The following is a 26,938-nucleotide window of genomic DNA, read 5'->3' as shown; positions in this document are numbered from 1 at the left end:
CGATTCGTGGCCTTGATGCCGCTTCCCAGAAACGGCGAAGGGGTGAGGCACTTTTCGGCGCCTCACCCCTCGGACCTCATGTCATCTTACTTCTTGTCGTCCTTGACCTCGGTGAACTCGGCGTCGACGACGTCGCTGTCCTTCGAGGCGCTCGCCCCGCCCGGCGCCGCACCCGGCGCGCCGCCCTCGGCACCACCGCCTGCCTTGGCGTACGCCCGCTCGGCCAGCTTCGCGGAGGCTTCGGCCAGCGCACGCGTCTTGGTCTCGATGTCGTCCTTGTCCGAGCCCTTGGTCGCCTCGCGCAGCGCGGCCATGGCGTCCTCGATGGACTTCTTCTCGTCGTCCTGCACTTCGGCTGCCAGATCCTTGAGCGACTTCTCGACGCCGTGGACGAGCTGGTCGGCCTGGTTGCGCGCCGTGATCAGCTCGTTGAACTTCTTGTCGTCCTCGGCGTGGATCTCGGCGTCCTTCACCATCTTCTTGATCTCGTCATCCGTGAGACCTGAGTTGGCGGTGATGCGGATGCTCTGTTCCTTGCCGGTGGCCTTGTCCTTGGCGCCCACGTGCAGGATGCCGTTGGCGTCGATGTCGAAGGTCACCTCGACCTGCGGCACGCCGCGCGGGGCCGGCACCACGCCTTCCAGGTTGAACTGGCCGAGCTTCTTGTTGGCCGACGCCACTTCGCGCTCGCCCTGGTAGACCTGGATCGTCACGGCAGTCTGGTTGTCGTCAGCCGTCGTGAACGTCTCGGACTTGCGCGTCGGGATCGTCGTGTTCTTCTCGATCAGCTTGGTCATCTTGCCGCCGAGCGTCTCGATGCCCAGCGACAGCGGCGTGACGTCGAGCAGCAGCACGTCCTTGACGTCACCGGCCAGCACGGCGCCCTGGATCGCGGCGCCCGCAGCCACGGCCTCGTCGGGATTCACGTCCTTGCGCGGCTCGCGGCCGAACAGGGCCTTCACCGTCTCCTGCACCTTGGGCATGCGGGTCTGGCCGCCGACCATGATCACTTCCTGGATCTCGGTGGCCTTCAGGCCGGCGTCCTTCAGGGCCATCTCGCAGGGGCCGACCGTCTTGGCGATCAGGTCCTCGACGAGAGCTTCAAGCTTGGCGCGCGACAGCTTGATGTTGAGGTGCAGCGGACCCGAGGCGTTCATCGAGATGAAGGGCAGGTTCACCTCGTACTGCGTCGTGGTGGACAGCTCCTTCTTGGCCTTTTCGCCTTCTTCCTTCAGGCGCTGGAGGGCCAGCTTGTCCTTCCGGAGGTCGACGGAGGTCTCTTTCTTGAACTCATCGGCCAGGTAGTCGACGATCCGCAGGTCGAAGTCCTCACCGCCGAGGAAGGTGTCCCCGTTGGTGGCCTTCACCTCGAAGACGCCGTCGCCGATCTCGAGGATCGACACGTCGAAGGTGCCGCCGCCGAGGTCATAGACCACGATCTTCTTGCCGTCGTTCTTCTCAAGCCCGTAGGCGAGCGCCGCGGCGGTCGGTTCGTTGATGATCCGCAGGACTTCGAGGCCGGCGATGCGGCCGGCGTCCTTGGTGGCCTGACGCTGGGCGTCGTTGAAATAGGCCGGGACGGTGATGACCGCCTTCTCGACCTTCTCGCCCAGGTGACGCTCGGCGTCTTCCTTGATCTTGCCCAGGATGAAGGCTGAAATCTGCTGGGGCGAATAGTCCTTGTCCTGAGCGCGGATCCAGGCGTCGCCGTTGGGGCCCTTTACAATCTCGTAGGGCACCATCTTCTTGTCTTTTTCCACCAGCGGATCGTCGTTGTGACGACCGATCAGACGCTTGACGGCGAAGACGGTGTTGGTGGGGTTGGTGACGGCCTGGCGCTTGGCGGGTTGGCCGACAAGACGCTCCCCGTCTTCCAGGAAGGCCACCACAGAAGGCGTGGTCCGCGCGCCTTCGGCGTTCTCGATCACTTTCGGCGTCTTGCCGTCCATGATCGCAACACACGAATTCGTCGTGCCGAGGTCGATGCCAATAATCTTGCTCATGTTCGAGTCTCTTGCTCGCTCCACTAGTGGCGGACGGCGCCTAAGGGGCCTCGTTTCCAAGCACCCGACTTCTTTTGTCACCGTCCCCGGTTCGATCAGGGTCTCGGGCGGTTAACCTGTGCGGAAACCGCCGTCGAGTCGCGATATGGGATGGCCGTGGCCGCCCGCAAGGGCGAATGCCCTTAAAGTGTGCGGGGTCTTGTGGCGCATGCCGCGGACCAAGTCCCTAAAATCCTTGCATAAGCTTCACCATCATAAGGCGCGGGGCCGCCGCGCGCGGCCAGGAATGCGTGCTGCACGACCATGGCCTGCTGTTCGATATTGAGCTTTGAGAAATCGCAGGTTTTCGAAAGGTCGTAGGCGTAGGCGCCGGGCCCATCCCCGGCCCTCAGCTTGGCCGCCAGCAGATTGACCCCGGCCTGGGCCTGCCAGACGTGGGTCAGTTCGTGGATGAAGACGCTCTGCAGCGCCAGCGGCGCCCGGCTGAAGTCGGTCCAGGCCTGGCGCGCGGGCCAGACGATCAAGCGACCGCCGGGCACGAAGGCGCGGGGCCAGAGCGGGATGGCGAAGACCCGAACGCGCTCGCAATCCAGCGCCGCGCCGAACATCTCGTGGGCGAGCCCTCGCTCTGAGCCGGTCAAGGTCCGGAAAGCGCCAGGCGCCATGGCTGCGGGATCACGCATAGGGCCTATATGGCGGGTCATGACCGTTTCGACGACCACCGGCTTTCGGCTCTGGCCCGGCAAGCTCAGCCTTGAGGCCCAGGCGGCCCTGGCGGCCGAGGTGCTGGCCCTTAGCCAGGCCGCGCCCTTCTACAAGCCCATCACCCCGGGCGGCAAAGCCATGAGCGTGGAGACCACGAACCTCGGGCCGTTGGGCTGGTTCACCGACGCCCGGGGCTATCGCTACCAGTCTGAGCATCCCGAGACAGGCGGGCCCTGGCCGCCCATCCCTGGGGTCCTCCTGGATCTATGGGCCGAACTGGCTGATCCCCAAACGCCCCCCGACGCCTGCCTGGTGAACCTCTACCGCGGCGACGCCCGCATGGGCCTGCACCAGGACCGGGACGAGGCGGACTTCTCGTTCCCAGTGCTGTCGGTCTCGCTTGGCGACACCGCCGTCTTCCGGCTGGGGGGCCTCAGGCGCAACGATCCGACGACCTCCATGCGGCTCACCTCGGGTGACGTCTGCGTCCTGGCCGGTGAGGCGAGGCTGTTCCACCATGGAGTCGACCGCATCCTGGCGGGCTCGTCGCGGCTGATCCCCGGCGGCGGGCGGATCAACCTGACCCTCAGACGGGCGGGGCCTTTGACTCCTTAGGGGCCGCGCCCCAGGATCGGATCAACAACGCCTGGGAGGCCCGCTCATGATCACCCTGACCCGTCCCGAGGGGACCAAGCCCGAAGACCTGAACCTGTCGCGCCGCGCATTGGCCGGCGCCGTGTTCGGCGGCTATGCGGTCTATGCGCTTTCGGCCAGCGCCGAGCCCATCACCACGCCCGCCGACGGCCTGATCACCGAGACGGTGCAGGTGGCGGCCAGCGACCGCGCCATACCGGCCTTCGTCGCCCGGCCGGCCGCCAAGGGCCGCTTCCCCGTCGTCGTCGTGGTCTGCGAGGTGTTCGGGGTGCACGAATACATCCGTGACACCTGCCGCCGGCTGGCCCGGCTGGGCTACGTGGCCATCGCCCCCGACTTCTTCGTCCGCGCCGGAGACCCCTCGACGATCAACGACTTCGCCGAGATCCGCCGTATCGTCTCCGCCGCCAGCGACGGCCAGGTTATGGGCGACCTCGACGCCACCGTGGCCTTCCTCAAAACCCAGAAGTACGCCGACAAGGGCAAGATGGGGATCACCGGCTTCTGCTGGGGTGGGGCGGTCACCTGGCTGGCCTGCGAGCGACGCAAGGACTTCAAGGCCGGCGCGGCCTGGTACGGCCGGCTCGCGCCGCCCAAGCCCGGCGACTTCCTGGGCGAACCCGGCCGCCAATGGCCCATCCAGCTGGCGGGCGAGCTGAAGGCCCCGGTGATCGGCCTCTATGCGGGCAAGGACGCGGGCATCCCCCTGGCCGACGTCGAGGCCATGCGCGCGGCGCTGCTGGCGGCCAGGAAGAAGGGCAGCGAAATCATTGTCTATCCCGACAGCCAGCACGGCTTCCATGCCGATTACCGCGCCTCCTACGATCCCAAGGCCGCCGCCGACGCCTGGTGGCGCATGCTGGCCCACTTCGCCGCGCACGGGGTGAAGCCGAAGGCGTTCAAGCCGACGGCCTGATGTTCAGTGCGGCGGCTCTTCGGCCGGCGTGATGCCGTCCAGCAGGTCGCCGACGCGGTCTTCGGCGGCCGGCGGCGTAACCGGCTTCGGCGGCGCGGGCCTGGCCGGCGCCGCGGTGGCCACGGCCACTGGCGGGACCTGGTCGGCGGCGAGGTCGAGGGGATCGGCCGCCGGCTTTTTCTCTTCCGGCTTCTTTTCTTCCTCGACCTTCTCCACCACGGGGGGCGGTGGGGCCAGGGCGGTGTCGTCGAGGGGCTTGGCGTCCGTGGCCTGAAGCTGGACCCCGGCGGCGGCGCCCGGCGCGCCCTCCCCCGGCAACCGCGCCTTCTCCGGCGCCCCGCGCACGCCGAGGACAAAGCCGCTAACGGCGCAGAGGCCGATGATCACGGCCACAACTCTCAAGACGCTGCGCGGCATGCTCCACATGACGCAAAGTCCTAATGCGGATCGCCGGAAAGTGGAATTGCGATTGCGGGCCGGGCGTCCACAGAAAGCGCGATCGGTCGCAGCCGAGGTAAACGCCTCTTAACCACCTGACGCCCATAGACTGAGACTTCCAGAATGGGAGCGTAGGTGTATGGCGCGGGTGGCGCGAAAGACGGGTTTGGAGTTGGGGCTGCACATTGCGGGCCTGGCCTGGACTCATCCGACCACCGCGCGCCTTCGAGGCGGCGTGATCGCGGCCTCCGGCGCGGCCTTCGCCGTGGCCCTGGCCACCTACAACGCCGCCGACCCCAGCCTGAACGCCGCTTCCCCGTTCGCCGCCGCCAACGCCCTGGGCGGGCCCGGCGCCACCGCCGCCGATATCGGCATCCAGTCCCTGGGCCTCGCGGCCGGCGTCGCGGCCCTTCTGATGGTGCTGTTTGGGCTCTATCGCGCGGTGTCCGCGCGTCCCGACGAGACCCGGGGCCAGGTGCGGCTGCGCGCCGCCATCGGGACCCTGGGCCTGCTGGCGCTGGCCGGCCTGCTGGCCGCGCCGCCGGCCCCCGCCGCCTGGCCGCTGGCCAAGGGCCTGGGCGGGTTCTGGGGGGACGGCGTGCTGCATGGGCTCGCTAGCGTTCTGGCCTTCGCCCGACTGCCCGGAGCCACCCTGATCGCCGCTCTCCTGCTGGCGGCGGCCGCCGCCGCGGGCCTGGGCTACGCCTTTGGCCTTCGCCGCCTGGACCTGGGCGCTAGCGCCGCCTGGCTGGCCTCAGCCCTCCAGCCCAAGGCCCAGCCTGAGGCCAAGCCCCTCCGCCCCTCGGTCGCCCGCCGCGCCAGCGCCAAGGCGACGCCGGAGGAGCGGATCCCCGCCGCCTCCCTGCCAGGCGCGCCCAAGGCGGCCCCCCTGCCCGATCCCGAGCCCCCGCCGGCGCCTGTCGCCCTGGAGCCCTTCGCCGCCCCGGTGGCGGTGAAGATCCCCAAGGCCGGGCCCAAGGAGTCCGGCCGCGAGCTGCGCGAGGCCCAGGGCGCCTTCGATTTCGTAAAGACCGGCGGCTTCGCCCTGCCCGAACTGGCCATGCTGGCCAAGCCCAAGCCCCGCGCCAGCCAGTTCGACGAAGGCGCCCTGCGCCAGAACGCCCAGCTGCTGGAAAGCGTGCTGGCCGAGTTCGGGGTCAAGGGCGCCATCGACCAGATCCGCCCCGGTCCGGTGGTCACCCTCTATGAGCTGGTCCCGGCCGCCGGGGTGAAATCGGCACGGGTCGTGGCGCTGTCGGACGACATCGCGCGCTCCATGTCCGTCGCCGCCTGCCGCGTCAGCGTGGTGCCCGGCCGCAACGCCATCGGCATCGAACTGCCCAATGCGCGGCGCGAGACCGTCTATCTGCGCGACCTGCTGGGCAGCAGTGAATACGAGAAGTCGAATTCGGCCCTGCCCATGGCGCTGGGCGAGACCATCGGCGGCGAGCCCTACATCGCCGACCTGTCGAAGATGCCCCACCTCCTGATCGCCGGGACCACCGGGTCGGGCAAGTCGGTGGGGGTCAACGCCATGATCCTGTCGATCCTCTACCGCCTGCCGCCGGAGCAGTGCCGGTTCATCATGATCGACCCGAAGATGCTGGAGCTGTCGGTCTACGACGGCATCCCGCACCTGCTGGCCCCCGTGGTCACCGATCCCAAGAAGGCCATCGTCGCGCTCAAGTGGACTGTGCGTGAGATGGAGGACCGCTATCGGCGGATGTCGAAGATCGGGGTGCGCAACGTCGCCTCCTATAACGACCGGGCCCGCGAGGCCGCCGCCAAGGGCGAGCACTTCGAGCGGACCGTGCAGACCGGCTTCGACGACGCCGGCCGCCCGATCTACGAGAGCGAGAAGATCAATCCCGAGGCCATGCCCTATCTGGTGGTGATCATCGACGAGGTCGCCGACCTGATGATGGTGGCCGGCAAGGACGTCGAGGGCGCGGTGCAACGCCTGGCCCAGATGGCCCGGGCCGCCGGCATCCACCTGGTGATGGCCACCCAGCGCCCGTCGGTGGATGTCATCACCGGCACCATCAAGGCCAACTTCCCGACCCGGATTTCCTTCCAGGTCACGTCGAAGATCGACAGCCGCACCATCCTGGGCGAGCAGGGCGCCGAGCAGCTGCTGGGCCAGGGCGACATGCTCTACATGGCCGGCGGCGGCCGCGTGACCCGCCTGCACGGGCCCTTCGTCTCCGACGGCGAGGTGGAGGCCGTGGCCAAGTTCCTGCGCGAGCAGGGCCAGCCGCAGTATCTGGAAGAGGTCACCGCCGGCGGCGACGACGAGGACGGCGAAGGCGAGGGCGGTTTCGACGAGGGCGGATCGGGGGACGATCTCTACGACCGCGCCGTGGCCGTCGTGACCCGGGACAAGAAGGCCTCGACCTCCTACGTCCAGCGCCGCCTGCAGATCGGCTACAACCGCGCCGCCTCGCTGATCGAGCGGATGGAGAACGAAGGCGTCGTCAGCCCCGCCAACCACGCCGGCAAGCGCGAAGTCCTGGTGGGCCCGCCGCCTTAACTCCAGCTTTCCCTGATCGCGCGCCGGTGTATCTTCCGCCTCCACGAAAAGAGGCGCCCATGATCATCGAGCCCCGTATCCGCGGCTTCATCTGCACCACCGCCCATCCCGAGGGCTGCGCCATGAACGTCCGCCAGCAGGTGGGCTATGTGGCGGGCAAGGGCGAGGTTCCGGGCATGGCCAAGCGGGTGCTGGTGCTCGGCTGTTCGGCCGGCTACGGCCTGGCCTCAAGGATCGTGGCGACCTTCGGCGGCGGGGCCGACACCGTCGGCGTCTCCTTCGAGAAGTCCCCCTCTGAGACCAAGACCGCCTCGGCCGGCTGGTACAACAACCGCGCCTTCGAGGCGCAGGCCGCCAAGGCCGGCCGCAAGGCGGTCACCCTGGACGGCGACGCCTTCTCCGACGAGGTGAAGGCCCAGACGGTCGCCGCCATCGCCGAGCACCTGGGCCAGGTGGACCTGGTGATCTATTCCATGGCCGCGCCTGTCCGCACCCACCCCAAGACCGGGGAGACCTTCCGCTCGGCCATCAAGCCCCTGGGGGCGCCGGTCACGGTCAAGACCCTGAACACCGACAAGGGTGAGGTCTTCGAGACCGAACTGCAGCCCGCCACGCCTGAGGAGACTGCCGGCACGGTGGCGGTCATGGGCGGCGAGGACTGGGAGATGTGGATCGCCGCCCTATCGGCCGGCGGCGTCCTGGCCCCCGGCTTCAAGACCCTGAGCTACACCTATATCGGCTCGGAACTGACCTGGCCGATCTACTGGAAGGCCACCCTGGGCAAGGCCAAGGAAGACCTCGACCGCGCCGCGGCCGCCATCCGCGCGGAGCACGGCGCCGGCGCCGCCCGGGTCGTCTCCCTGAAGGCGGTGGTGACCCAGGCCTCCTCGGCGATCCCAGTGGTGCCGCTCTATGGCGTGGTGCTGTTCAAGGTGATGAAGGAGATGGGCCTGCACGAGGGCTGTATCGAGCAGATCGACCGCCTGTTCCGCACGGTCCTGCCCGGCCCTGAGGCCCTGGACGACGCCGGCCGCCTGCGGCTGGACGACTGGGAGCTGTCCGAGCCGGTCCAGGCCGAGGTCAAGCGCCGCTGGGCGCAGATCTCCACCCAGACCCTGCCGGAGCTGGCCGACCTGGCGGGCTTCCGGAGCGACTTCCTGAAAATCTTCGGGTTTGGCCTGGCCGGCGTCGACTATGCCGCCGAGCAGGATCCGCAGGTGGTTCCGGCGGTCGGCTAGGCGGCGAGTTTCCGGCTTCGCGGCGTGGAGATGCAGCCGCGGACGGAGCTTTCCAGGAAGTCGAGGAGCACGAGGGTGCGAGCGCCTGCGCTCAGGCGCGCCGCGGCCAGGCGATCCTCCATCGGCCCCGTCCCCAGGAACAGCGTCCGGTAGGCGCGGCGCAGTTCGGCGACCTCGGCCGGCGTGACCCCCGTCCGTTTCAGGCCGATGGCGTTCAGGCCCGCCAGCCGCGCGCGGTCTCCCTGCACCAGGCTGAAGGGCGGCACGTCCTGGGTGACGATGGATCCCCCGGCGACGAAGGCGTGGGTCCCGATGCGGCTGTACTGGTGAATGGCCACGAGGCCGCTGACCTGGGCGAAGTCGGCGACCTGCACATGCCCTCCCAGTGTCGCCGCATTGGCCAGGCGGATGTCGTCGCCGAGGACGCAGTCATGGGCCACGTGGGCGCCGGTCATGATCAGGTTTCGCGACCCGATCTTCGTCGGCTCCACCCCGGTCGAGGCGTGGACGGTGACGAACTCCCGGAAGACGTTGCCGCCGCCAATGGCCAGGGCGCCGGTCTCCCCCGCCCAGCCGTCCACCTGCGGCCCCGCCCCTATGGCGCAGAACTGCAGGAAGCGGTTGCCGGGTCCCACCACCGTCGCGCCTTCGATGACCGCGTGCGGGCCCACGACATTGCCCGTCGCCAGCACCACCTGGGGCCCGATCACGGCATAGGCGCCGATCTCGACCCCTTCGGCGACCCGGGCACCGGAGGCGATGACGGCCGTGGGATGGATCAGGCTCATGCCCGGAGCCTGGGATGGCGGGAGCCCTGCGACAATTCAACTTAGGTGTCCGATTGCATCGGTCCGCGAACGGTAACCCTCGCGAAAGACGCCCAGATCTATGATTTGGCTCGATTTTCGAGGATGGCGATGCGCGCACTGCTCGATGACGGCCTCGATGAGCTGGCCGCGAAGACCTACGAAGGCTTCCCCCTGCGGATGGCGGTCACCGCCGCCGTGGCCGCCCTGATGACAACCCTGTTGCCCTGGCAGGCCTGCGCGGCCTTCCTCGCGTTCCAGACGGTCTCAGAGAGTCTCTGCGCGCTGGCCTCCCGCCGGCAGTATCTGGGCTTCAAGGCCAGCCCCGCCCTCCGCCTGGCCCAGCTTTCGACCGTGCTGGCGGGCTCCATCTCCTGGATGACCCTGGGCGCCCTGCTGTGGATGAGCGGCGCCCCGGCCGGCGCGGTCTGCGCCACGGTGCTGTGGCTGTCGGTGATCTACTTCGCCCAGACCAACGCCTACCAGTCCCCGCTCGGCTTCGTGGTGGGTGGCGCCCTTCCTGGGGCGGGCATGCTGGCCTGGGTGTTGCTGGGCCCCAATCCCCTGGACCTGCCCCTGCTGCCGGTGCTGGGCCTGCTGCTCCTGGCCTTCGGTTTCGCCATCGACGGCGTGATGCGGACCCTCGCCATTCGCCGCAAGTTCGAGGAGGCCCAGGCGCGCCTGCGCACCTCCGAGATCCAGTACAAGGTGCTGGCGGACAACATCACCGACGTCATCGCGCTGAACGATCTGGACGGCCGCCGGCGCTACATGTCGCCTTCCATCGAAGCCACCATGGGCTATTCGGTGGAGGAGCTGTTCGAGACGTCCAACTTCACCTTCCTGCACCCTGAGGACTCCCCCTGGGTGCGCCGTGAGCTCGCGGAGCTGGCCGAACAGAGCGGCGAGAAGACCCTGCAGTACCGGGTGTTGCACAAGAACGGCTCGGCCCTCTGGGTCGAGACCAATTTCGGTCTGATCACCTCCGCCGAGGGCGCGACGCAAATCCTCTCGGTCTCGCGCCAGATCGACGCCCGCAAGGCCCTTGAGACCGAGCTGGTGGAGGCCCGGAAACGGGCGGAGGACGCCGCCGCGGCCAAGTCCGACTTCCTGGCCAATATGACCCACGAGCTGCGCACGCCGCTCAACGCCATTGTCGGCTTCTCCGGCATCCTGCGCCGTTCGCCCCGCCTAAAGGCGCAGGACGCCCACCACTCCGGCCTTATCCACGACGCCAGCACCACTCTGCTGGAGCTGGTCAACAGCGTGCTGGACTTCTCGCGCCTGGAAGCCGGGGCGGTGGAGGTGGAAGCCAGGCCCTTCGACCCCGAGGCCCCGGTCCGCGCCATCGCCGAGCTGCTGACTGAGCAGGCTCACGCCAGGGGCCTCACCCTGACCGTTCAGACCCGCGGCAGGATTGAGCCCCTGCTGGGGGACGCCGCGCGGATCCGTCAGGTGCTGCTGAACTTCCTCTCAAACGCCATCAAGTTCACGCGCCAGGGCGGCGTCTCCGTGACCCTGATCCAGGAGCCTGCCGACAACGACTGCGGCCGGATGCGCGTTGAGGTCGCCGACACCGGCATCGGGGTGACGCAGCAGCAGATTGAGCAGCTCTTCGAGCGCTTCACCCAGGCCGACGCCTCGGTGTCGCGCCAGTACGGCGGCACCGGCCTTGGCCTGGCCATCTGCAAGCGCATCGTGGAGCTGATGGGCGGGACCCTCGGGGCGAGCTCGGTTCCCGGTGAGGGGTCGACCTTCTGGTTCGAGCTGGTTCTCCCGCGCACCGACGCCCTGGAGGAGGAGGTCGAGGCCGAGCCTGAAACCCTCGACCTGGAGGCGCCCCTACGACTGCTGGTGGTGGAGGACGTGGCGGTGAACCGCGAGCTGATCGCCGCCCTGCTGCACCCCTTCGACGTGCTCATCGAGACCGCCGAGAACGGCGAGCAGGCGATCGCCAAGGTGCGCGATCAGGTCTTCGACCTGGTGCTGATGGATGTGCAGATGCCGGTGATGGACGGCCTGACCGCCACCCGCGCCATCCGCGCCCTGGACCTGCCGCGCCTGAGGGGCCTGCCGATCATCGCCATGACCGCCAATGTGCTGCCCGACCAGGTCCAGAAGTGCCTCGACGCCGGCATGGACGACCACCTCGGCAAGCCTATCGAGACCGCCCGCCTGCTGGCCGTGCTCTCCGAGTGGCCGAGCCGGGCGCACGCGGCGGCCTGACCAAACGGAACGCCACGCCGCCTGCGCCGTTCTCCCGCCCTATTGACGCCGCGCCGCGCCTGTAGGTTTCTGCGCGAAATGGAGCCTGGTTGATGACCCGACTGACCCGCCGCGCCCTGGCGCTGGGCCTGGCCGCCTTGCCGCTGCCGGCCCTCGCCGCCCGTCCCGCCATAGCCCCGCTCAGCGCCGACGACCGCCTGCTGGTGGACAAGGCCGCGACCTATCTGCAGGGCCTGACCGAGGCCAAGGGGCGCTTCGTGCAGACCGACGCCCGGGGAACCAGCACCCAGGGGACCGTCTTCCTCAAGCGTCCCGGCAAGGCCCGCTTCGCCTATGAGGCCCCCTCCGGCCTGCTGGTGGTGGCCGATGGGGCCAATGTGTCGGTGGCCGACTCGCGGCTGAAGACCTTCGACCGCTATCCGCTGATGGCGACGCCGCTGTCGATCTTCCTGGCGCGCCAGATCAAGCTGGACCGGGGCGTGGTGATCAGCGACGTCACCCGGCTGGCCGACGGTTTCACCATCACCGCCCGCGATGGGAAGAAGCAGGCCGAGGGGCAGATCACCCTGACCTTCTCCAACAGCCCGATGGCCCTGATCGGCTGGACGGTGAGCGACGCCCAGGGTCAGGCGACCCGGATCCGCCTGACCGGCCTGCAGCGGACGTCAGGCCTGGCGCCGACCCTTTTCGTGCTGAACGACCCCCGGCCCAAATCAGTTGGTCGCGGGAAAATGTGACAATCAGACAACAGGCAACCCGCCTCGTGATTCTGGTTGACATTTCCATTTCGTCGTTGCATTAATGCCACGCATAGCGCCTGTGCGAGCGGGCGTGTTCCGTGCCGGAACCTATCCCCTCCCGGCGGCGGCATGAGAGACATCACTTACGCCCGGGCTTTCTCCAGTGCCCGGGCGTTTTCTTTTCTTAGCCAGCCCCCTAAACCCCGCGCATGCGTCTCCGTCTCTGCACCTGGAATGTGAACTCCGTCCGCCTGCGCGCCGAGCAGGTCGCCCGCTTCGTTGACGAGCAGGCGCCTGATGTCCTCTGCCTGCAGGAGATCAAGTGCCAGGAGGGGGAGTTTCCCCGTCAGGCTTTCATCGACATGGGCCTGCCCCACATCAAGATCGCCGGCCAGAAGGGTTGGCATGGCGTCGCCATCGCCTCGCGCCTGCCCTTCGAGGAGGTGGCGCCCCTGGATGTCTGCCGCGAGGGCCACGCCCGCTGCGTCTCGGCCAAGGTGGCGGGCGTTGAGATCCAGAACTTCTACATCCCCGCGGGCGGCGACATCCCCGACCGGACGATCAACACCAAGTTCGACCACAAGCTGGACTTCTACGAGAAGCTCACCGCCGAGATGGGCCGGAGAGATCCCAAGGCGCCCCTGGCCATCGTCGGCGACCTGAACGTGGCCCCGGGCGAGTTCGATGTCTGGAGCCACAAGCAGATGTCGCGGATCGTCAGCCATACCCCGGTCGAGCTGGAGGCCTTCGCCAAGCTCATGGCCGCGGGTCAGTTCACCGACCTGGTGCGCGAAGCCATTCCCGATCCGCAGAAGCTGTTTTCCTGGTGGAGCTACCGGGCCGCCGATTTCCGCGCGTCAAACCGGGGTCTGCGCCTGGACCATGTGCTGATCTCCCCTGGCCTGCGGGAAGCCGCCTTCCGGCCAGGGGCGGCCGCGGCCCGCGTCCACGACGACGTTCGCGAATGGGAACGCCCCAGCGACCACGCGCCGGTCAGCGCTGACTTCGGGCTCTAGGCGACGACGGGTCTAAGGCGCCAGCCGGTAGCCGCCGGCCTCGGTCAGCAGCAGGCGTGCATTGCCGGGATCGGGCTCGATCTTCTGGCGCAGGCGGTAGACGTGGGTTTCCAGGGTGTGGGTGGTGACCCCGGCGTTATAGCCCCAGACCTCGGCCAGCAACTCCTCGCGGCTCACCGGCTTCTCGCCGGCCCGGTAGAGGTACTTCAGGATGTTGGTCTCTTTTTCCGTCAGCCGGATCTTCTTCTGGTTGGCGTCCACCAGCATCTTGGCCGACGGCCGGAACTCATAGGCGCCCAGGTGGAAGACCGCCCCCTCCGACTGCTCGTGGCTGCGCAGCTGGGCGCGGATGCGGGCCAGCAGGACGGCGAACTTGAAGGGCTTGGTGACGTAGTCGTTGGCCCCGGAATCCAGGCCGCGGATGGCGTCGTCGTCGGTGTCGGCGGCGGTCAGCATGATCACCGGCGAGGTCACCCCCTTGGAGCGCATCAGCTTGCAGGCCTCGCGCCCGTCCATGTCGGGGAGGTCGACGTCCAGCAGGATCAGGTCGGGGCGGGCCTCCACCGCCTGCCGCACCCCGTCGCCGGCGGTGGCCGCCTGGATGGCGGAGAACTCTTCGTGCAGTTCCAGTTGCTCGGCGAGTTCGCCGCGCAGATCATCATTGTCGTCGACGACGAGTAGGGTCTTGCGTTGGGCCATGGTCGCGAACATGCACCGTGTTGGCCTCAAGCGCCAACCACCCAGGAGAATGAAGCGTGCTGTTCACGGCGATGTCAGACGGCCGGTTTGATCTCGCGGGCCGTGAAACCCGTTGCGCGCTGGGCAAGGGCGGGGTGATCGCCGCCGCCGACAAGCGCGAGGGCGACGGCTGTTCACCCCTGGGGGTCTGGCCGATCCGCCGCGTCCTGTACCGGCCTGACCGCACGCCCGCGCCCCAGAGCCGCCTGCCGGTGAAGGCCATCGCGCCCAATGACGGCTGGTGCGACGCGCCGGGCGACCCGAACTACAACCGCCCCGTCAGCCTCCCCTACCCGGCCAGCGCCGAGCAGATGTGGCGCGAGGACAAGGTCTACGACTTCGTCCTGGTGCTGGCCCACAACGACGATCCCGTGGTCCCCTTGATGGGCTCGGCGATCTTCCTGCACGTGGCGCGGCCGAACTGGGAGCCCACCGAGGGCTGTGTGGCCCTGCAGGCCTGGGACGTCCTGGAGCTGATCGGCAAGGCCGAGCCAGGGTCGGCGGTCTCTATCGTCGACGTCAATCCGCACCCGTTCCTGGACGCCATGGAGCACATGGACGAGGCGCGAAAGCCGCCCCGACCGACCCTGAACGTCCTATCCCCGCGGACCAAATAGGGCCGAGCCCACCCGGACGCTGGTGGCGCCGAACCGAACGGCGGTTTCGAAATCGTCGCTCATCCCCATGGAGAGCTTCGAGATCCCGTTTCGCGCGGCGATCTTGGCCAGCAGGGCGAAGTGCGGTCCCGGCGGCTCGTCGGCCGGCGGGATGCACATCAGGCCTTCGATGCTCAGGCCGTGGGTGTCGCGGCAGCTGGCGATGAAGGCGTCGGCCTCGGCCGGGAGCACGCCGGCCTTCTGCTCTTCCTCGCCGGTGTTGACCTGAACATAGAGGCGGGGCGCCCTGCCCTGCTTCTTCATCTCATCAGCCAGGGCGGCGGCCAGCTTCTCGCGGTCGAGGGTCTCTATGACGTCGAAGAAGGCCACCGCCTCCTTGACCTTGTTGGTTTGCAGCGGCCCGATCAGCCGCAGCTCGACCCCCTCGCGGTGAGTGTCCCAGGCGGCCATGGCGTCCTGCACGCGGTTCTCGCCGAACACCGCCTGTCCGGTCTCCAGGATCGCCGCCACCCGCTCCCAGGGCTGTTGCTTGGAGACCGCCACCAGGGTCACATCACCGGCTTGCCGCCCGCCGGCCTTCGCCGCGGCGGCGATACGCGTCAGGATGTCTGCGTGGGCGGCGGCGGGATCGAAGGAGCGGGTCATAGCTGGGTTCTGGACAGTGGCGCGGACAGCGGCCTGCTTAGGGCGACGCGCGGGCCGGCGAAAGCCCCTGCCCGCCCTGCTCTATTTCACCGACCCCGTGCGGACCCCCGATCCGGAGGCCGCAGCGGCGCGCCTGATCAGGGGCTCGGCCATCGTCTACCGGGCCTTTGGGGCGGCGGACGCCCAAGCCGTGGCCCTGCGCCTGAAGGCGATCGCCCGCCGGCGTGGCCTCAAGCTGCTGATCGGCGCGGACGAAGCCCTGGCCGCCAGGGTCGGCGCCGATGGCGTCCACCTGCCTGAGCGCCTGGCCTCTCGAGCCGTGCGCATTCGGGCGAAGCATCCGAACTGGCTGATCACGGCCGCCGCCCACGGCCCGCGCGCGGCCCGCGCCCAGGTCGACGCGGTCGTCGTCTCGGCGATCTTCCCGTCGAACAGTCCTTCGGCGGGCGGGCCCCTGGGGCCGCTGCGTCTGGCGCGGATCGTCAGCGCGGCGCGGAGTCCCGTCTACGCCTTGGGCGGAGTGAACCAGACCACCGCCGCGCGGCTGTTAGCCACCGGGGTCGTGGGCATCGCCGGGGTGGAGGTGTTTGGAATTTGATCCCCTCGCCCCCCAGAGAGACGGGGGGAGAGGAGGAGAGGGGCAGAATCAAAAAAGCCGCCCGAAGGCGGCTCTTTGATCGAGGTCGAAACCCTTAGAACTTGAAAGCGGTCTCGAGACGGACCCGCGGCGCGCCGGCCTGCGGTTCGGTCTTCTTGTACATGGGGGTTTCTTTCTCCCCGAGGGCGACGGCGCCCCCGACCCGGAGCGACGGCGTCACGCGGAAATAGGCGCCGGCCTGGACGTCGTTCCACTGGGTGTCTCGACCGTCCGGCTGCTGCAGATTGAGCGTGACCCCCCAGCGCCCCTTGCGCGCGTCAAACTTCAGCGCCTTGGCCGCCTGAGGCGACGCCAGAGCCGAGGTTTCACTGCGCACGGAAAAGTCGGTGGTCTTCTTCGTCGTCTGGGCATGAGCCATCGATCCGGCGCTCGCAATGAGCGCCGCGCCGACCAGCGCCATGACCGTCCGATTGAACATAACCACCTATATGGCCCCTAAGCCCCGGCCACGCCATGAGAGGCGAGGCCGTTGATGCGATTAAAGTCGCGCCATCATCAAGGTCAACACGCCAACACGCCGCAGGCTGCCTGTCTGCACAGTTGGTTGGCGCCTGTGGCGGCAGAGCCACGCGATTCCTGTTTGGCGCCGCTTTGGGCGTTGGTATAGAGGCATCCGGCGCGGGTGCGGCGACGCGGCGAGATACCGACGCGAAACAGCGACTGGGAGCGGATATATGCCGTTTGTGCGTGGAGTTTGGATGCGTGGCGTGGCGACGGGGGTCTTGGCCCTCAGCCTTTCGGCGCTCGCGGCCTGCTCGAGTAGTGGCCCGAAGACCCAGAGCGACGGCGGCGGCCTGTTTGGCCTCGGACGCGGCAAATCGACTCCGGCCGCCGAGCAGCCGACCATCGGCGTCAACGGCTACCTGTGGCGGGCGACCCTCGACACCCTGGCCTTCATGCCCCTGGCCTCGGCCGATCCCTATGGCGGCGTGGTGATCACCGACTGGTACGTCAATCCGGAGAAGGCCGACGAGCGCTTCAAGTGCACGGTCTACATCCTGGACGCGCGCCTGCGCGCCGACGGCCTGAACGTGGCGGTCTTCAAGCAGACCCGCGACGCCTCGGGGACCTGGGTGGACGCTCCGTCGGCCGGCCAGACCGAGACCGACATCGAAAACGCCATCCTGACCAAGGCTCGTCAGCTTAAGCTCTCGAACATCCGGGGCTAATCCCCGGGCGCGTTCCGGGATCTGACAAATAACCGGGCGCGCCGAACTCATCAGGTCGGCGCGCCTTGCGCGTGTCCGGCCGCTTCCCATCCTCAGTGAAAGCGCGCTAAGCCCCCGCCATGGCCCGGTACAATCCCAAAGAAGTCGAACCCAAGTGGCGTAAGGCCTGGGCCGACGCTGACGTGTTCCGCGCGGAGATCGATCACGCGCGCCCGAAATACTACGCCCTGGAGATGTTCCCCTATCCGTCGGGGAGCCTGCACATGGGCCATGTGCGCAACTACACGCTCGGGGACGCCAACGCCCGGTTCAAGCGCGCCCGGGGGTTCAACGTCCTGCACCCCATGGGCTGGGACGGGTTTGGCCTGCCCGCGGAGAACGCGGCCATGGAGCGCGGCGTCGATCCCCGCGCCTGGACCTACGCCAATATCGACAAGATGCGCGCCGAGCTGCAGCAGCTGGGCCTGTCCATCGACTGGTCGCGCGAGTTCGCCACCTGCGACCCGGCCTATTATGGCCAGCAGCAGGCCTGGTTCATCGACCTGATGGCCCGCGGCCTGGTCTATCGCCGCGAGGGCGTGGTGAACTGGGACCCGGTGGACCAGACCGTCCTGGCCAACGAGCAGGTCGTGGACGGCCGCGGCTGGCGTTCGGGCGCGGTGGTGGAGAAGCGCAAGCTGAACCAGTGGTTCCTGCGCATCACCGACTATGCCGACGCCCTGCTGGAGGGCCTGAAGGGTCTGGACCGCTGGCCCGACAAGGTCCGGCTGATGCAGGAGAACTGGATCGGGCGCTCCAAGGGCCTGAAGTTCGCCTTCCAATGGGCCGACGTCGCCCCCGCCGGCTTCGAGAGCGGCCTGGAGGTCTACACCACCCGCCCCGACACCCTGTACGGAGCCAGCTTCGTCGGCGTGGCGCCCGACCACCCCCTGGCCCAGCAGATCGCGGCCGCCGACCCCAAGGCCGCGGCCTTCATCGAGGCCTGCCGCAAGGGCGGCGCCTCGGAGGCCGAGATCGAGACCGCCGAGAAGATCGGCTTCGACACCGGCCTGACCGTCGCCCACCCCTTCGATCCCGCCTGGCGGCTGCCGGTCTGGATCGCCAACTTCATCCTGATGGACTACGGCACGGGCGCCATCTTCGCCTGTCCGGCCCACGACCAGCGGGACCTGGACTTCGCCCGTAAGTACGACCTGCCGGTCAAGCCGGTGGTCCTGCCGCCGGGCGAGGATCCCGCCACCTATGATGTGGGCGCCGAGGCCTATACCGGCCCGGGCACCATCTTCCGGTCCGCCGACCTCGACGGCCTGGAGATCGAGGCCGCCAAGGCCGCGGCCATCGCCAGGATCGAGGCGCAAGGCGCCGGCCAGGGCGCCACGGTGTTCCGCCTGCGCGACTGGGGCGTGGCCCGCCAGCGCGGTTGGGGCTGCCCGGTGCCGGTGGTCCATTGCGACAAGTGTGGCGTCGTCGCCGTGCGCAAGGACCAGCTGCCGGTCGCCCTGCCGGAGGATCTGGACTTCTCCAAGCCCGGCAATGCGCTCGCCCGTCACCCCACCTGGAAAGAGACCAGCTGCCCCGGCTGCGGCGGTCCCGCGACCCGGGAGACCGACACCCTCGACACCTTCGTGGACTCGTCCTGGTATTTCGCCCGCTTCACCGACCCCACCGCTGCCGACCCGATCGACAAGGCCGCCGCCGACTACTGGATGCCGGTGGACCAGTATGTGGGCGGCATCGAGCACGCGGTCCTGCACCTGCTCTATGCGCGCTTCCTGAACCGCGCCCTGTCGGACGCCGGCATGCTGGAGGCCAAGGAGCCCTTTGCGGGGCTGTTCACCCAGGGGATGGTCACCCACGAGACCTACCGCCTGCAGAACGGCGACTGGGTCGAGCCGAAGGAACTGGAGATCACGGCGGAGGGGAATACCCGCCGCGCCGTCCGCGTCTCCGACGGCCAGCCGGTGATCATCGGCGACATCGAGAAGATGTCGAAGTCCAAGCGCAACACCGTGGCCCCTGGGGACATCTTCGAGGTCTACGGCGTCGACGCCGCGCGGCTGTTCGTGCTGTCGGATTCGCCGCCCGAGCGGGACTCCATCTGGTCCACCTCCGGGGTCGAAGGGGCCTGGCGCTTCGTCAACCGGGTCTGGGCCGAGTTCGACGCCCAGCCGGAGAAGGCTTCTGCGGCCGACATCGCGGCCGACCCCAAGGCCATGGCCCTGCGGGTCGCCACCCATCGCACCGTCAAGGCGGTCACCGAGGCCGTGGAGGGCTTCCGGTTCAACTCCGGCATCGCCCGTCTGTACGAGTTCCTGAACGCCCTGAAGGCGGCTCCGGCGGAAGGCGCCAGCGACGCCCTGCTGGCGGCCCGCGCCGAGGCCCTGTCGGCCTTCGCGCGCCTGGTCTCGCCCTTCACGCCCCACCTGGCCGAGGAGGCCTGGGCCCGCATCGGCGGGGAGGGGATGGTGGTGTCCGCCCCGTGGCCGCAGTTCGATCCGGCCCTGACCGAGGACGCTGTCCGCGTCCTGCCGGTTCAGGTCAACGGCAAGCGCCGGGGCGAGATTTCCGCGCCGGCCGGGGCCGAACCGGCCGATGTGGAGAAGATGGTGCTTGACGATCCCGAGATCGCACGGCGCCTTGAGGGCCTCACGATCCGCAAAGTGATCGTGGTGAAGGATCGCATCGTCAACATCGTGGCAAGCTGAGGCACATGGCTCGCATCGCAAGCATCGGCGCCCTGGCGCTCGCCGCCGTCACCCTGGCCGGTTGCGGCTTCACGCCGCTCTATGGCCGCCCCGGAGTCGGCGCGGCCCTTTCCTCGGTGCAGGTCTCGGCCCCCACGGGCCGGGCCGGCCAGCTGATGCGTGAGCACCTGGACGACGCGCTCTCCCGCGACTCCAACCTCAAGCCGCAATACCGGATGGACCTGCAGATCTCCGAGCAGCGCTATCCTCGCGGGATTCGGGTCGACAATGTCGCCACCCGCTACGAATACGTCCTGACCGCCGCCTATACCCTGGTCTCCACCGTCAGCAACACCACGGCCAAGGTGGGGCGCGTCCGGGTGGAGGTGACCTACGATTCGGCTGACCAGCCCTACGCCTCCGTCGCCGCCCAGCAGGACGCCCAGGACCGCGCCGCCGGCGAGGCGGCCCGCAAGATCGAGCTCGAGCTCGCCACCTGGCTGGCCGGCAAGTCCTAGGGATCGCCCGGTGATCCTCGCCAAGCGGCCGGACATCGAACGCTTCCTGGGGTCGCCGGACAAGGCCATCCGGGCCGCCCTGATCTATGGCCGCGACATGGGGGTGGTGCGCGAGCGCGCCAACCAGTTGTCCAAGAAGGTCTGCGACCGCCCCGACGATCCCTTTGACGTGGCCCTGCTCACCGATGGCGACCTGGACAGTGACGGGGCGCGGCTGGAGGGAGAGCTGGCGGCCCAGTCCCTGATGGGCGGGCGGCGCCTGGTGCGGCTGAAATTCGCCACCGAGAAGGCGGCGCTGGACAAGATGACCGCCGAGGCCCTCACCCGCCATGCGGCCGGTGAGCTCAATCCCGACGCCTTCCTGCTGATCGAGGCCGGCAATCTCGACCGCAACTCCGCCCTGCGCAAGGCCGCCGAGAAGGCGCCCGGCGCGGCGACCATCCCCTGCTACGAGGACGAGCCCGGCGACATCGCCCGCCTGGTGCGCGAAGCCCTGGCCAAGGACAGCGTCGGCCTCACCAGCGAGGCCCTGCAGGTCTTCGTCGGCCGCATGCCCAAGGAGCGGGGCGTCGCCCGCCAGGAGATCGAGCGACTGGCCCTGTTCCTCGGCCCCGGCAGCGGCATGACGGCCACCCCCAAGGACCTGGAAGACTTCCTCGGCGTCGAGCCCGAGGCGTCGCTCTCCGACGCCGCGGCCGACGCCTTCGGCGGACGCCTGGCCGAGGCCCAGGCGGGCCTGCGCCGCGCCGCGGCCGAGGGGGAGGGCGGTCCCGCCGCTGTTCGGGCGCTCGGGATGTATCTCGGCCGCATGCGCCGCACCCTGACCCTGGCCAAGTCGGGCGCCGGCCTGCAGGAGGCCGCGAAGGCCTCGGGCGTGTTCTGGAAGAGTGAACGGGAATTCCTACGCCAGGCCCGCACCTGGACCCTGCCCGAGCTGGACCGCATCCAGCCCGAGGTGCTGGCCGCCGACAAGGCCTGCAAGACCGCCGGCTCCCCCGACGCCCTGATCGCCGAACGGCTGGCCCTGCAGATCGCCGGCCGCGCCAAGCGGCTGGGCCTCTGATGCGGGCCGTCTTCCTCGCCGCCGTGCTGCTGGCCACCCCGGCCGCGGCCCAGACCGACCTGATGGCCGCCTATGCCAACCCCCAGACCCTGGTCACCCTGCCGGACGGTCGCAAGCTGCACTTCCATTGCTCCGGCCTCGGCGGCCCCCTGGTGATCCTCGACAGCGGCTGGGGGGCCTCCAGTTTCGCCTGGCGCAACGTGCAGCCGCAGGTCGCCACCCTGACCCGGGTCTGCGCGATGGACCGGGCCGGAACGGGCTTCAGCAGCCCCGGCCCCCTCCCGCGCGACACCGCCTCCATCGTCGACGACCTGCATGCGGCCCTGCAGACCCCGGACTTCCCCGGCCCCTACATCCTGGTGGGCCACTCCCTGGGCGGAATGAACATGCGGCTCTATGCGTCGCGCTATCCCGACCAGGTGGTGGGCATGGTGCTGGTGGACCCGGCCAATCCTCACCAGGACAAGCGCTTCGCCGCGGTGTCTCCCACCGTCGTCGCCGTGACCCAGGGCGAGATCACCACGACCCGCCGTTGCGCCGACCTGGCCCGGGCCAGCGCCCTGCGCCCAGGCGGAGAGGGGTGGACCGCCTGCGTCGGCGATCCCCCCGCCGAATGGCCGCGCCCCCTGCGCGACTACGCCGTCACCCTGCGCACCGATCCCGCCGCCGCCCGCCAGCGGCTGTCGGAGATCGAGAGCGTCGCCGAGCCGAACTCCACCCAGGTCGAAACCGCCAAGATCAGCCTGGGCGACATGCCGCTCATTGTCCTGACCGCGGAAGGCGCCTCGAAGGATCCGTCGATCCCAGCCGCCGACCAGGCCGCCGTCGCGCAGCTATGGTCGGCGATGCACGACGAGGCCGCCGCCCTCTCGACCCGGGGCGCCAATCGCCTGGTGGCTGGCAGCGGCCACAATATCCACAACGAGAAGCCAGATGTGGTCATCGGCGCCATCAGCGAGGTCATCGTGAAGGCGCGAGGGAAGGCCTCCCCGAAAATCGAGGAAAAACCGGTCGTTGCGGCCGCGCCCGGAAATTAGGTTTTCACGTAATAACTCAACAGTTTAGCCTGGATTCGGCGCGAGTCATCCACAGGCTTTGGCGCAGGCGACGTCCTGGGATACGTACCGCCCCGCCGCTGTGCGCCACAGGACCAATTTTCGTCTGGCGGTTTTCGGACCTAGGCCCGGGTCAGTCGACGGCAGACTTCGTCGAGCTGTTCGAGGCTGGCGTACTTCACCCGAAGCTCGCCGATCCCGCCCCTGTCGATAACCTCGACGGTCAGACCAAGCGCCTCCGACAGGTCGACCTCAAGGGCCTGGGTGTCGGTATCCTTGCGCGGCCTGGGCGCCGCAGGCCTGGATGTCACCACCCCGCCAGTCGCCGCCTTGCGGACCAGAGATTCGGTGTCACGCACCGACAGGCCCTTGGCGATGACCAGGTCGGCGAGCGCCAGGGGATCGTCGGCGCCCAGCAGGGCGCGCGCATGGCCTGCGGTGATCTGGCCTGCCATCAGGTATTGCCGGACCGGATCGGGTAGGGCCAGCAGGCGGACCAGGTTGGCGACGTGGCTGCGGCTCTTGCCGACGGCGTCGGCCACCTCGGCGGCGCTGCGGCCGTGCACCTCCACCAGCTGCTGGTAGGCGCTGGCCTCTTCGATGGGGTTCAGGGCCGAACGCTGGACGTTCTCGATGACCCCAATCTCCAGGACCTGGGCGTCCCCCAGCTCACGGACCAGGGCCGGCAGGACGTGCAGGCCCGCCTTCTGGCTGGCGCGCCAGCGGCGTTCGCCGGCGACGATCTCGAAGTGGCCGTCCATCTCGGGTGCGGGCCGCACCAGGATCGGCTGCAGCACGCCCTTCTCGCGGATCGAGGCGGCCAGCTCCTCGATCTCGTCCTCCGGGAAGACCCAGCGGGGCTGCTTCTCATTGCGATGGATCAGCTCGATGGGGATGTCGCGCAGGCCGCCGGCGGCGCCCGCATCCACCGGGGTTTCCTCGACCTCGCCCAGCAGGGCCGACAGCCCCCGGCCCAGTCCGCGTTTCTCGACCATCATGTTTTCCTCAGGCGGCCTTGGCGCGGCGATCGCGTTCGCGCACCACCACTTCGCGCGCCAGCTTCAGATAGGCCTGGCTGCCCGCGCACTTCAGATCATAGACCAGCACCGGCTTGCCGAAGCTGGGCGCCTCGGACACCCGCACATTGCGCGGGATCACCGTGGCGTAGACCGTGCCACCGAAGTGGGCGCGGACGTCCTTGGCCACCTGTTCCGAAAGGCTGTTGCGGCGGTCGTACATGGTCAGCACCACCCCCTGGATCTCCAGGTTGGGGTTCAGGCTGCCCCGCACCAACTCAATGGTGCGCACCAGCTGGCTGAGGCCCTCGAGGGCGAAGAACTCGCACTGCAGGGGGACCAGCACGGCGTCGGCGGCCGCCATGGCGTTGACCGTCAGCAGGTTCAGGGACGGCGGGCAGTCGATAAGCACGTATGTGTAAGAGCCCGACTGGCGGATCGGGTCGATGGCGTCGCGCAGCTTGAAGGAGCGCCGCGCCTGCTGGCCCAGCTCCAGCTCGACCCCGGAGAGGTCGGCGTGGGCCGGGACGATGTCCATGCCCGGAAGGTCGGTGTGGACGATCGCGTCGGTGAGGGCCGCGTCGCCCATCAGCACGTCATAGAGGGTGATCTTGCGCTTGGAATGGGGGACGCCCAGGCCAGTCGAGGCGTTGCCCTGGGGATCGGAGTCGATCAGCAGGACGCGTTCGCCGACGGCGGCGAGCGCCGTGCCCAGGTTGATGGCCGTCGTGGTCTTGCCCACGCCGCCCTTCTGGTTGGCGACCACCAGGACGCGGAGCGCCCGATGCGGTTTCTGATCAGCGGCCACGGCCCAACTTCCTTACGCGTACGATGCGCCCGCGCGCATCACTGAAGCTGGGCAGGATGTCCGCCTCAAAACTCCAAGACTTGGTCGCCTCTTCCATCTCGACCGCAACATCCTGTCCCTTGAGGAACAGGGCGGTCGCGCCGCGCTTCAGGTAGGGCTGGGCATACCCAAGCAACCGGGTCATCGGCGCGCAAGCCCGGGCGGTGACGATATCCACAGTCAGGGACAAGTCCTCCGCACGTGAATTGTGAATCGTCGCCGGCAGCCCCAGGCCGTTCACCACCTCGGTTAGGAAGCGGCAGCGCTTGGCCATACTTTCCACGAGATGCATGTGGAAGCCGGGGCGGTTTTTCTGAAGGATCGCAAGCACGATACCCGGCAAACCTGCGCCCGCGCCGAGGTCGGCCCAGGTCAGGGCGTCGGGCTCCAGGGGCAGGATCTGGGCGCTATCCCAGGCGTGTCGCGACCAGAAGACCTCGAGGGTGGAGGGGCCCACCAGGTTCATCTTCTGGTTCCAGTCCTCCAGGTATGACCGGTATTGCTGGAGATCGCGGATCATACTTTCGTCGGCGCCGGTGGCCATGGCGAAGTCTGCGGCGGTCTCCACCTCGATGGGGAGGGTGTCGGTCCTGTCCATCAGGCGGCCCGCCGGCGGACATGGGCCAGGAGGGCGGTGAGCGCGCCGGGCGTCACCCCTTCGATCCGCGCGGCCTGGCCGAGGGTGAGGGGACGGATGGCGGTCAGCTTGCCGCGCACCTCGTTGGAGAGCCCGCCGACCACCGAATAGTCCAGCTCGGCCGGCAGGCGCAGGTTCTCATCGCGGCGGAAGGCGGCGACATCGGCCTCTTGTCGCCCCAGATAGCCGGAATAGGCGGCGTCGATCTCCACCTGCTCGCGGACCTGGGGGTCCCATTCGGCGATCTCGGGCCAGATGGCTGTCAGGTCCTCGAAGGAGATGGTGGGGTAGGCCAGCAACTGGGTCAGGTCGCGGCGCTGGCCGTCGGCCTTGACCGGCAGGCCGGCCTTGGCGGCTTTGTCCGGGGTCAGGGTCAGTTCGGCGGCGAGGCCTCGGGCCTCGGCGAGAGCCTTGGCCTTTGAATTGAAGGCGGTTTCACGTGAAACACCGACGCAACCCAGGACCATGCCCTTGGGGGTCAGGCGCTGGTCGGCGTTGTCGGAGCGAAGGGTCAGGCGGAACTCCGCGCGGCTTGTGAACATCCGATAGGGCTCGGTGACCCCCCGGGTCACCAGGTCGTCGATCATCACCCCGATATAGGCCTCGTCGCGGCCGAAGATGGCGGGCTCGGCTCCGGAGGCGGCGCGGGCGGCGTTCAGCCCGGCCACCAGGCCTTGGGCCGCGGCTTCTTCATAGCCCGTGGTGCCGTTGATCTGGCCGGCGAGATAGAGGCCCGGCAGGCGCTTGACCTCCAGGGTGGCCGACAGTTCGCGCGGATCGACATAGTCGTACTCGATCGCATAGCCGTGGCGGCGGACCTGGACGTTCTCCAGCCCCACGATGGTGCGCAGGAACAGGTCCTGGGTCTCCGCCGACACCGAGGTGGAGACGCCATTGGGATAGACGGTATCGTCGTCGAGGCCTTCGGGCTCCAGAAAGATCTGGTGGGCCGTCTTGTCGGCGAAGCGCACCACCTTGTCCTCGATGGAGGGGCAGTAGCGGGGCCCGCGCCCGTTGATCCGCCCGCCATAGACCGCCGACTCGCTCAGGCGCTCGGCGATGATCCTGTGGGTCTGCGCATTGGTATAGGTGACGCCGCAAGCGATCTGCGGCGTGGTGATCTTGTCGGTCAGGAAGGAGAAGGGGGAGGGGACATCGTCCGCCGCTTGCATCTCCAGCCTGTCCCAGGCGATGGTCGAGGCCACCAGGCGGGCCGGCGTGCCGGTCTTCAGCCGGCCCATGTCCAGGCCCAGGGCGTAGAGGCGGTCCGCCAGCCCGATGGCCGGGGCCTCGCCAACCCGACCTGCGGGGATGCGCTGTTCGCCCTGGTGGATCACGCCCTTCAGGAAGGTGCCGGTGGTCAGGACCACGCGGCCGGCGGAATAGATTTCACCGCTTGCGCCCACGACACCGGTGACCTGGCCGTCCACCACCAGCAGGTCCTCGACGGCCTCGGCCTTGACGGTGAGGTTGGGGGTCGCGGCCAGCTCAGCCTGCATGGCCTCGCGATAGAGCCTGCGGTCGATCTGGGCGCGGGGGCCGCGCACCGCGGCGCCCTTGGAGCGGTTGAGCAGGCGGAACTGGATGCCGGCCACATCGGCCAGCCGGCCCATGACGCCGTCCAGGGCGTCGATCTCGCGCACCAGGTGGCCCTTGCCCAGGCCACCGATGGCCGGGTTGCAGGACATTTCGCCGATGGTCTCGAGCTTGTGGGTCAGCAGCAGGGTCCGGGCGCCGAACCGCGCTGAAGCCGCCGCAGCCTCACAGCCCGCATGGCCGCCGCCGATGATGATCACGTCCCAGGAGGTCACGCCAAACTCCGCATCCGCGCCATATGGCGGGTGGTTCCTATAGCGGAAGGGGCGGCGGGTTTCACGTGAAAGAGTCTTACCGGATGGCCCGGGGACATGCCTCCTCTCCCCATCCATGGGGAGAGGGTAGGGTGAGGGGCGCGCAGCAGGGCTGCGCGTTGCCGAGGTGAAGTGTAGCCGCGATTCAGAAAGAGCCCTCACCCTACCC

At 68.7% G+C, this 26,938-nt stretch carries 25 protein-coding genes; 14 read left to right on the top strand and 11 right to left on the bottom strand.

The window, feature by feature from the left end; all coding sequences use genetic code 11:
• Positions 1–86 precede the first annotated feature (86 nt).
• On the bottom strand, positions 87–2,003 hold the full coding sequence (dnaK, locus tag Q8N10_RS06490) for a molecular chaperone DnaK (RefSeq protein ID WP_305663879.1): 1,917 nt from the start codon (positions 2,001–2,003) through the stop codon (positions 87–89).
• A 182-nt stretch (positions 2,004–2,185) separates the two neighbouring features.
• Positions 2,186–2,644, bottom strand: a complete 459-nt coding sequence (locus tag Q8N10_RS06485) for a hypothetical protein (protein WP_304780607.1) — start codon at positions 2,642–2,644, stop codon at positions 2,186–2,188.
• A gap of 61 nt (positions 2,645–2,705) precedes the next feature.
• Between Q8N10_RS06485 and Q8N10_RS06480 the strand changes: the two genes are divergently transcribed.
• Together Q8N10_RS06480 and Q8N10_RS06475 are read left to right on the top strand one after the other, a co-directional pair.
• Positions 2,706–3,323, top strand: coding sequence for an alpha-ketoglutarate-dependent dioxygenase AlkB (locus Q8N10_RS06480; RefSeq protein WP_304780604.1), 618 nt, complete (start codon positions 2,706–2,708; stop codon positions 3,321–3,323).
• Positions 3,324–3,369: 46 nt separating this feature from the next.
• On the top strand, positions 3,370–4,278 hold the full coding sequence (locus Q8N10_RS06475) for a dienelactone hydrolase family protein (protein WP_304780601.1): 909 nt from the start codon (positions 3,370–3,372) through the stop codon (positions 4,276–4,278).
• Positions 4,279–4,281: 3 nt separating this feature from the next.
• Here the strand turns inward: Q8N10_RS06475 and Q8N10_RS06470 are convergent, their stop codons facing one another.
• Entirely contained in the window at positions 4,282–4,704 is a 423-nt protein-coding gene (locus Q8N10_RS06470; protein ID WP_304780597.1) for a hypothetical protein, read from the bottom strand.
• Between the two features lie 151 nt (positions 4,705–4,855).
• Here Q8N10_RS06470 and Q8N10_RS06465 point away from each other — a divergent pair, with 151 nt between their 5' ends.
• Both Q8N10_RS06465 and fabV read left to right on the top strand, forming a co-directional pair.
• Positions 4,856–7,246, top strand: coding sequence for a DNA translocase FtsK (locus Q8N10_RS06465; RefSeq protein ID WP_304780594.1), 2,391 nt, complete (start codon positions 4,856–4,858; stop codon positions 7,244–7,246).
• A gap of 59 nt (positions 7,247–7,305) precedes the next feature.
• Positions 7,306–8,484, top strand: a complete 1,179-nt coding sequence (fabV, locus tag Q8N10_RS06460) for an enoyl-ACP reductase FabV (RefSeq protein ID WP_304780591.1) — start codon at positions 7,306–7,308, stop codon at positions 8,482–8,484.
• Here fabV and lpxA read toward each other — a convergent pair.
• Complete coding sequence (lpxA, locus tag Q8N10_RS06455) at positions 8,481–9,272, bottom strand: acyl-ACP--UDP-N-acetylglucosamine O-acyltransferase (RefSeq protein ID WP_304780588.1); 792 nt, start codon at positions 9,270–9,272, stop codon at positions 8,481–8,483. The two genes, fabV and lpxA, sit on opposite strands and share 4 nt — an antisense overlap.
• Positions 9,273–9,401: 129 nt before the next feature.
• Here lpxA and Q8N10_RS06450 point away from each other — a divergent pair, with 129 nt between their 5' ends.
• The 3 genes from Q8N10_RS06450 (at position 9,402) to xth (ending at position 13,272) form a co-directional block, all read left to right on the top strand.
• Positions 9,402–11,516, top strand: coding sequence for a PAS domain-containing hybrid sensor histidine kinase/response regulator (locus Q8N10_RS06450; protein ID WP_304780585.1), 2,115 nt, complete (start codon positions 9,402–9,404; stop codon positions 11,514–11,516).
• A 92-nt stretch (positions 11,517–11,608) separates the two neighbouring features.
• Positions 11,609–12,253 carry an outer-membrane lipoprotein carrier protein LolA gene (locus tag Q8N10_RS06445; protein WP_304780583.1) on the top strand — a complete coding sequence of 215 codons (645 nt, stop codon included), beginning with the start codon at positions 11,609–11,611 and terminating at the stop codon, positions 12,251–12,253.
• A gap of 212 nt (positions 12,254–12,465) precedes the next feature.
• Complete coding sequence (xth, locus tag Q8N10_RS06440; protein WP_304780581.1) at positions 12,466–13,272, top strand: exodeoxyribonuclease III; 807 nt, start codon at positions 12,466–12,468, stop codon at positions 13,270–13,272.
• 12 nt (positions 13,273–13,284) lie between these two features.
• Here xth and Q8N10_RS06435 read toward each other — a convergent pair whose 3' ends face one another.
• Positions 13,285–13,971, bottom strand: coding sequence for a response regulator transcription factor (locus Q8N10_RS06435; RefSeq protein WP_304780771.1), 687 nt, complete (start codon positions 13,969–13,971; stop codon positions 13,285–13,287).
• A 56-nt stretch (positions 13,972–14,027) separates the two neighbouring features.
• On the opposite strand from Q8N10_RS06435, the gene Q8N10_RS06430 reads away from it, so the two are divergent.
• Positions 14,028–14,627, top strand: coding sequence for a L,D-transpeptidase (locus Q8N10_RS06430; protein ID WP_370690223.1), 600 nt, complete (start codon positions 14,028–14,030; stop codon positions 14,625–14,627).
• Here Q8N10_RS06430 and Q8N10_RS06425 read toward each other — a convergent pair.
• Entirely contained in the window at positions 14,607–15,272 is a 666-nt protein-coding gene (locus Q8N10_RS06425) for a YggS family pyridoxal phosphate-dependent enzyme (protein ID WP_304780579.1), read from the bottom strand. The two genes, Q8N10_RS06430 and Q8N10_RS06425, sit on opposite strands and share 21 nt — an antisense overlap.
• A gap of 16 nt (positions 15,273–15,288) precedes the next feature.
• Between Q8N10_RS06425 and Q8N10_RS06420 the strand changes: the two genes are divergently transcribed.
• Entirely contained in the window at positions 15,289–15,870 is a 582-nt protein-coding gene (locus tag Q8N10_RS06420; RefSeq protein ID WP_304780577.1) for a thiamine phosphate synthase, read from the top strand.
• 94 nt (positions 15,871–15,964) lie between these two features.
• On the opposite strand, the gene Q8N10_RS06415 is transcribed toward Q8N10_RS06420, so the two are convergent.
• Positions 15,965–16,330, bottom strand: a complete 366-nt coding sequence (locus Q8N10_RS06415; protein ID WP_304780575.1) for an NtrZ family periplasmic regulatory protein — start codon at positions 16,328–16,330, stop codon at positions 15,965–15,967.
• Between the two features lie 274 nt (positions 16,331–16,604).
• Here Q8N10_RS06415 and Q8N10_RS06410 point away from each other — a divergent pair, with 274 nt between their 5' ends.
• From Q8N10_RS06410 to Q8N10_RS06390, 5 genes are all read left to right on the top strand, one after another.
• Positions 16,605–17,099 carry a DUF3576 domain-containing protein gene (locus tag Q8N10_RS06410; RefSeq protein WP_304780573.1) on the top strand — a complete coding sequence of 165 codons (495 nt, stop codon included), beginning with the start codon at positions 16,605–16,607 and terminating at the stop codon, positions 17,097–17,099.
• Between the two features lie 119 nt (positions 17,100–17,218).
• Positions 17,219–19,804: a leucine--tRNA ligase gene (gene leuS / locus Q8N10_RS06405; RefSeq protein WP_304780571.1), complete on the top strand. Its 2,586-nt coding sequence runs from the start codon at positions 17,219–17,221 to the stop codon at positions 19,802–19,804.
• 5 nt (positions 19,805–19,809) lie between these two features.
• Positions 19,810–20,301, top strand: a complete 492-nt coding sequence (gene lptE, locus Q8N10_RS06400) for an LPS assembly lipoprotein LptE (RefSeq protein WP_304780569.1) — start codon at positions 19,810–19,812, stop codon at positions 20,299–20,301.
• Between the two features lie 10 nt (positions 20,302–20,311).
• On the top strand, positions 20,312–21,364 hold the full coding sequence (gene holA, locus Q8N10_RS06395; RefSeq protein WP_304780566.1) for a DNA polymerase III subunit delta: 1,053 nt from the start codon (positions 20,312–20,314) through the stop codon (positions 21,362–21,364).
• Positions 21,364–22,401, top strand: coding sequence for an alpha/beta fold hydrolase (locus Q8N10_RS06390; protein ID WP_304780559.1), 1,038 nt, complete (start codon positions 21,364–21,366; stop codon positions 22,399–22,401). Before holA ends, Q8N10_RS06390 begins: the two co-directional genes overlap by 1 nt.
• Before the next feature lie 140 nt (positions 22,402–22,541).
• On the opposite strand, the gene Q8N10_RS06385 is transcribed toward Q8N10_RS06390, so the two are convergent.
• From Q8N10_RS06385 to mnmG, 4 genes are read right to left on the bottom strand one after another with little or no spacing between them, the layout of a single operon-like run.
• Positions 22,542–23,417, bottom strand: coding sequence for a ParB/RepB/Spo0J family partition protein (locus Q8N10_RS06385; RefSeq protein WP_304780556.1), 876 nt, complete (start codon positions 23,415–23,417; stop codon positions 22,542–22,544).
• Positions 23,418–23,424: 7 nt separating this feature from the next.
• Positions 23,425–24,243: a ParA family protein gene (locus tag Q8N10_RS06380; protein WP_304780554.1), complete on the bottom strand. Its 819-nt coding sequence runs from the start codon at positions 24,241–24,243 to the stop codon at positions 23,425–23,427.
• A complete protein-coding gene (rsmG, locus tag Q8N10_RS06375) occupies positions 24,233–24,880 on the bottom strand; it encodes a 16S rRNA (guanine(527)-N(7))-methyltransferase RsmG (RefSeq protein ID WP_370690222.1) in 648 nt (215 codons plus the stop codon). The genes Q8N10_RS06380 and rsmG overlap by 11 nt, the downstream gene beginning before the upstream one ends.
• Positions 24,880–26,730, bottom strand: coding sequence for a tRNA uridine-5-carboxymethylaminomethyl(34) synthesis enzyme MnmG (gene mnmG / locus Q8N10_RS06370; RefSeq protein ID WP_304780551.1), 1,851 nt, complete (start codon positions 26,728–26,730; stop codon positions 24,880–24,882). Before mnmG ends, rsmG begins: the two co-directional genes overlap by 1 nt.
• Positions 26,731–26,938 lie beyond the last annotated feature (208 nt).

It is taken from the genome of Phenylobacterium sp. (assembly GCF_030693625.1).
Taxonomy (GTDB): domain Bacteria; phylum Pseudomonadota; class Alphaproteobacteria; order Caulobacterales; family Caulobacteraceae; genus Phenylobacterium; species Phenylobacterium ferrooxidans.
Note: the sequence above shows the minus strand (reverse complement) of the source record. Positions and strands in the feature narration are given on the sequence as shown.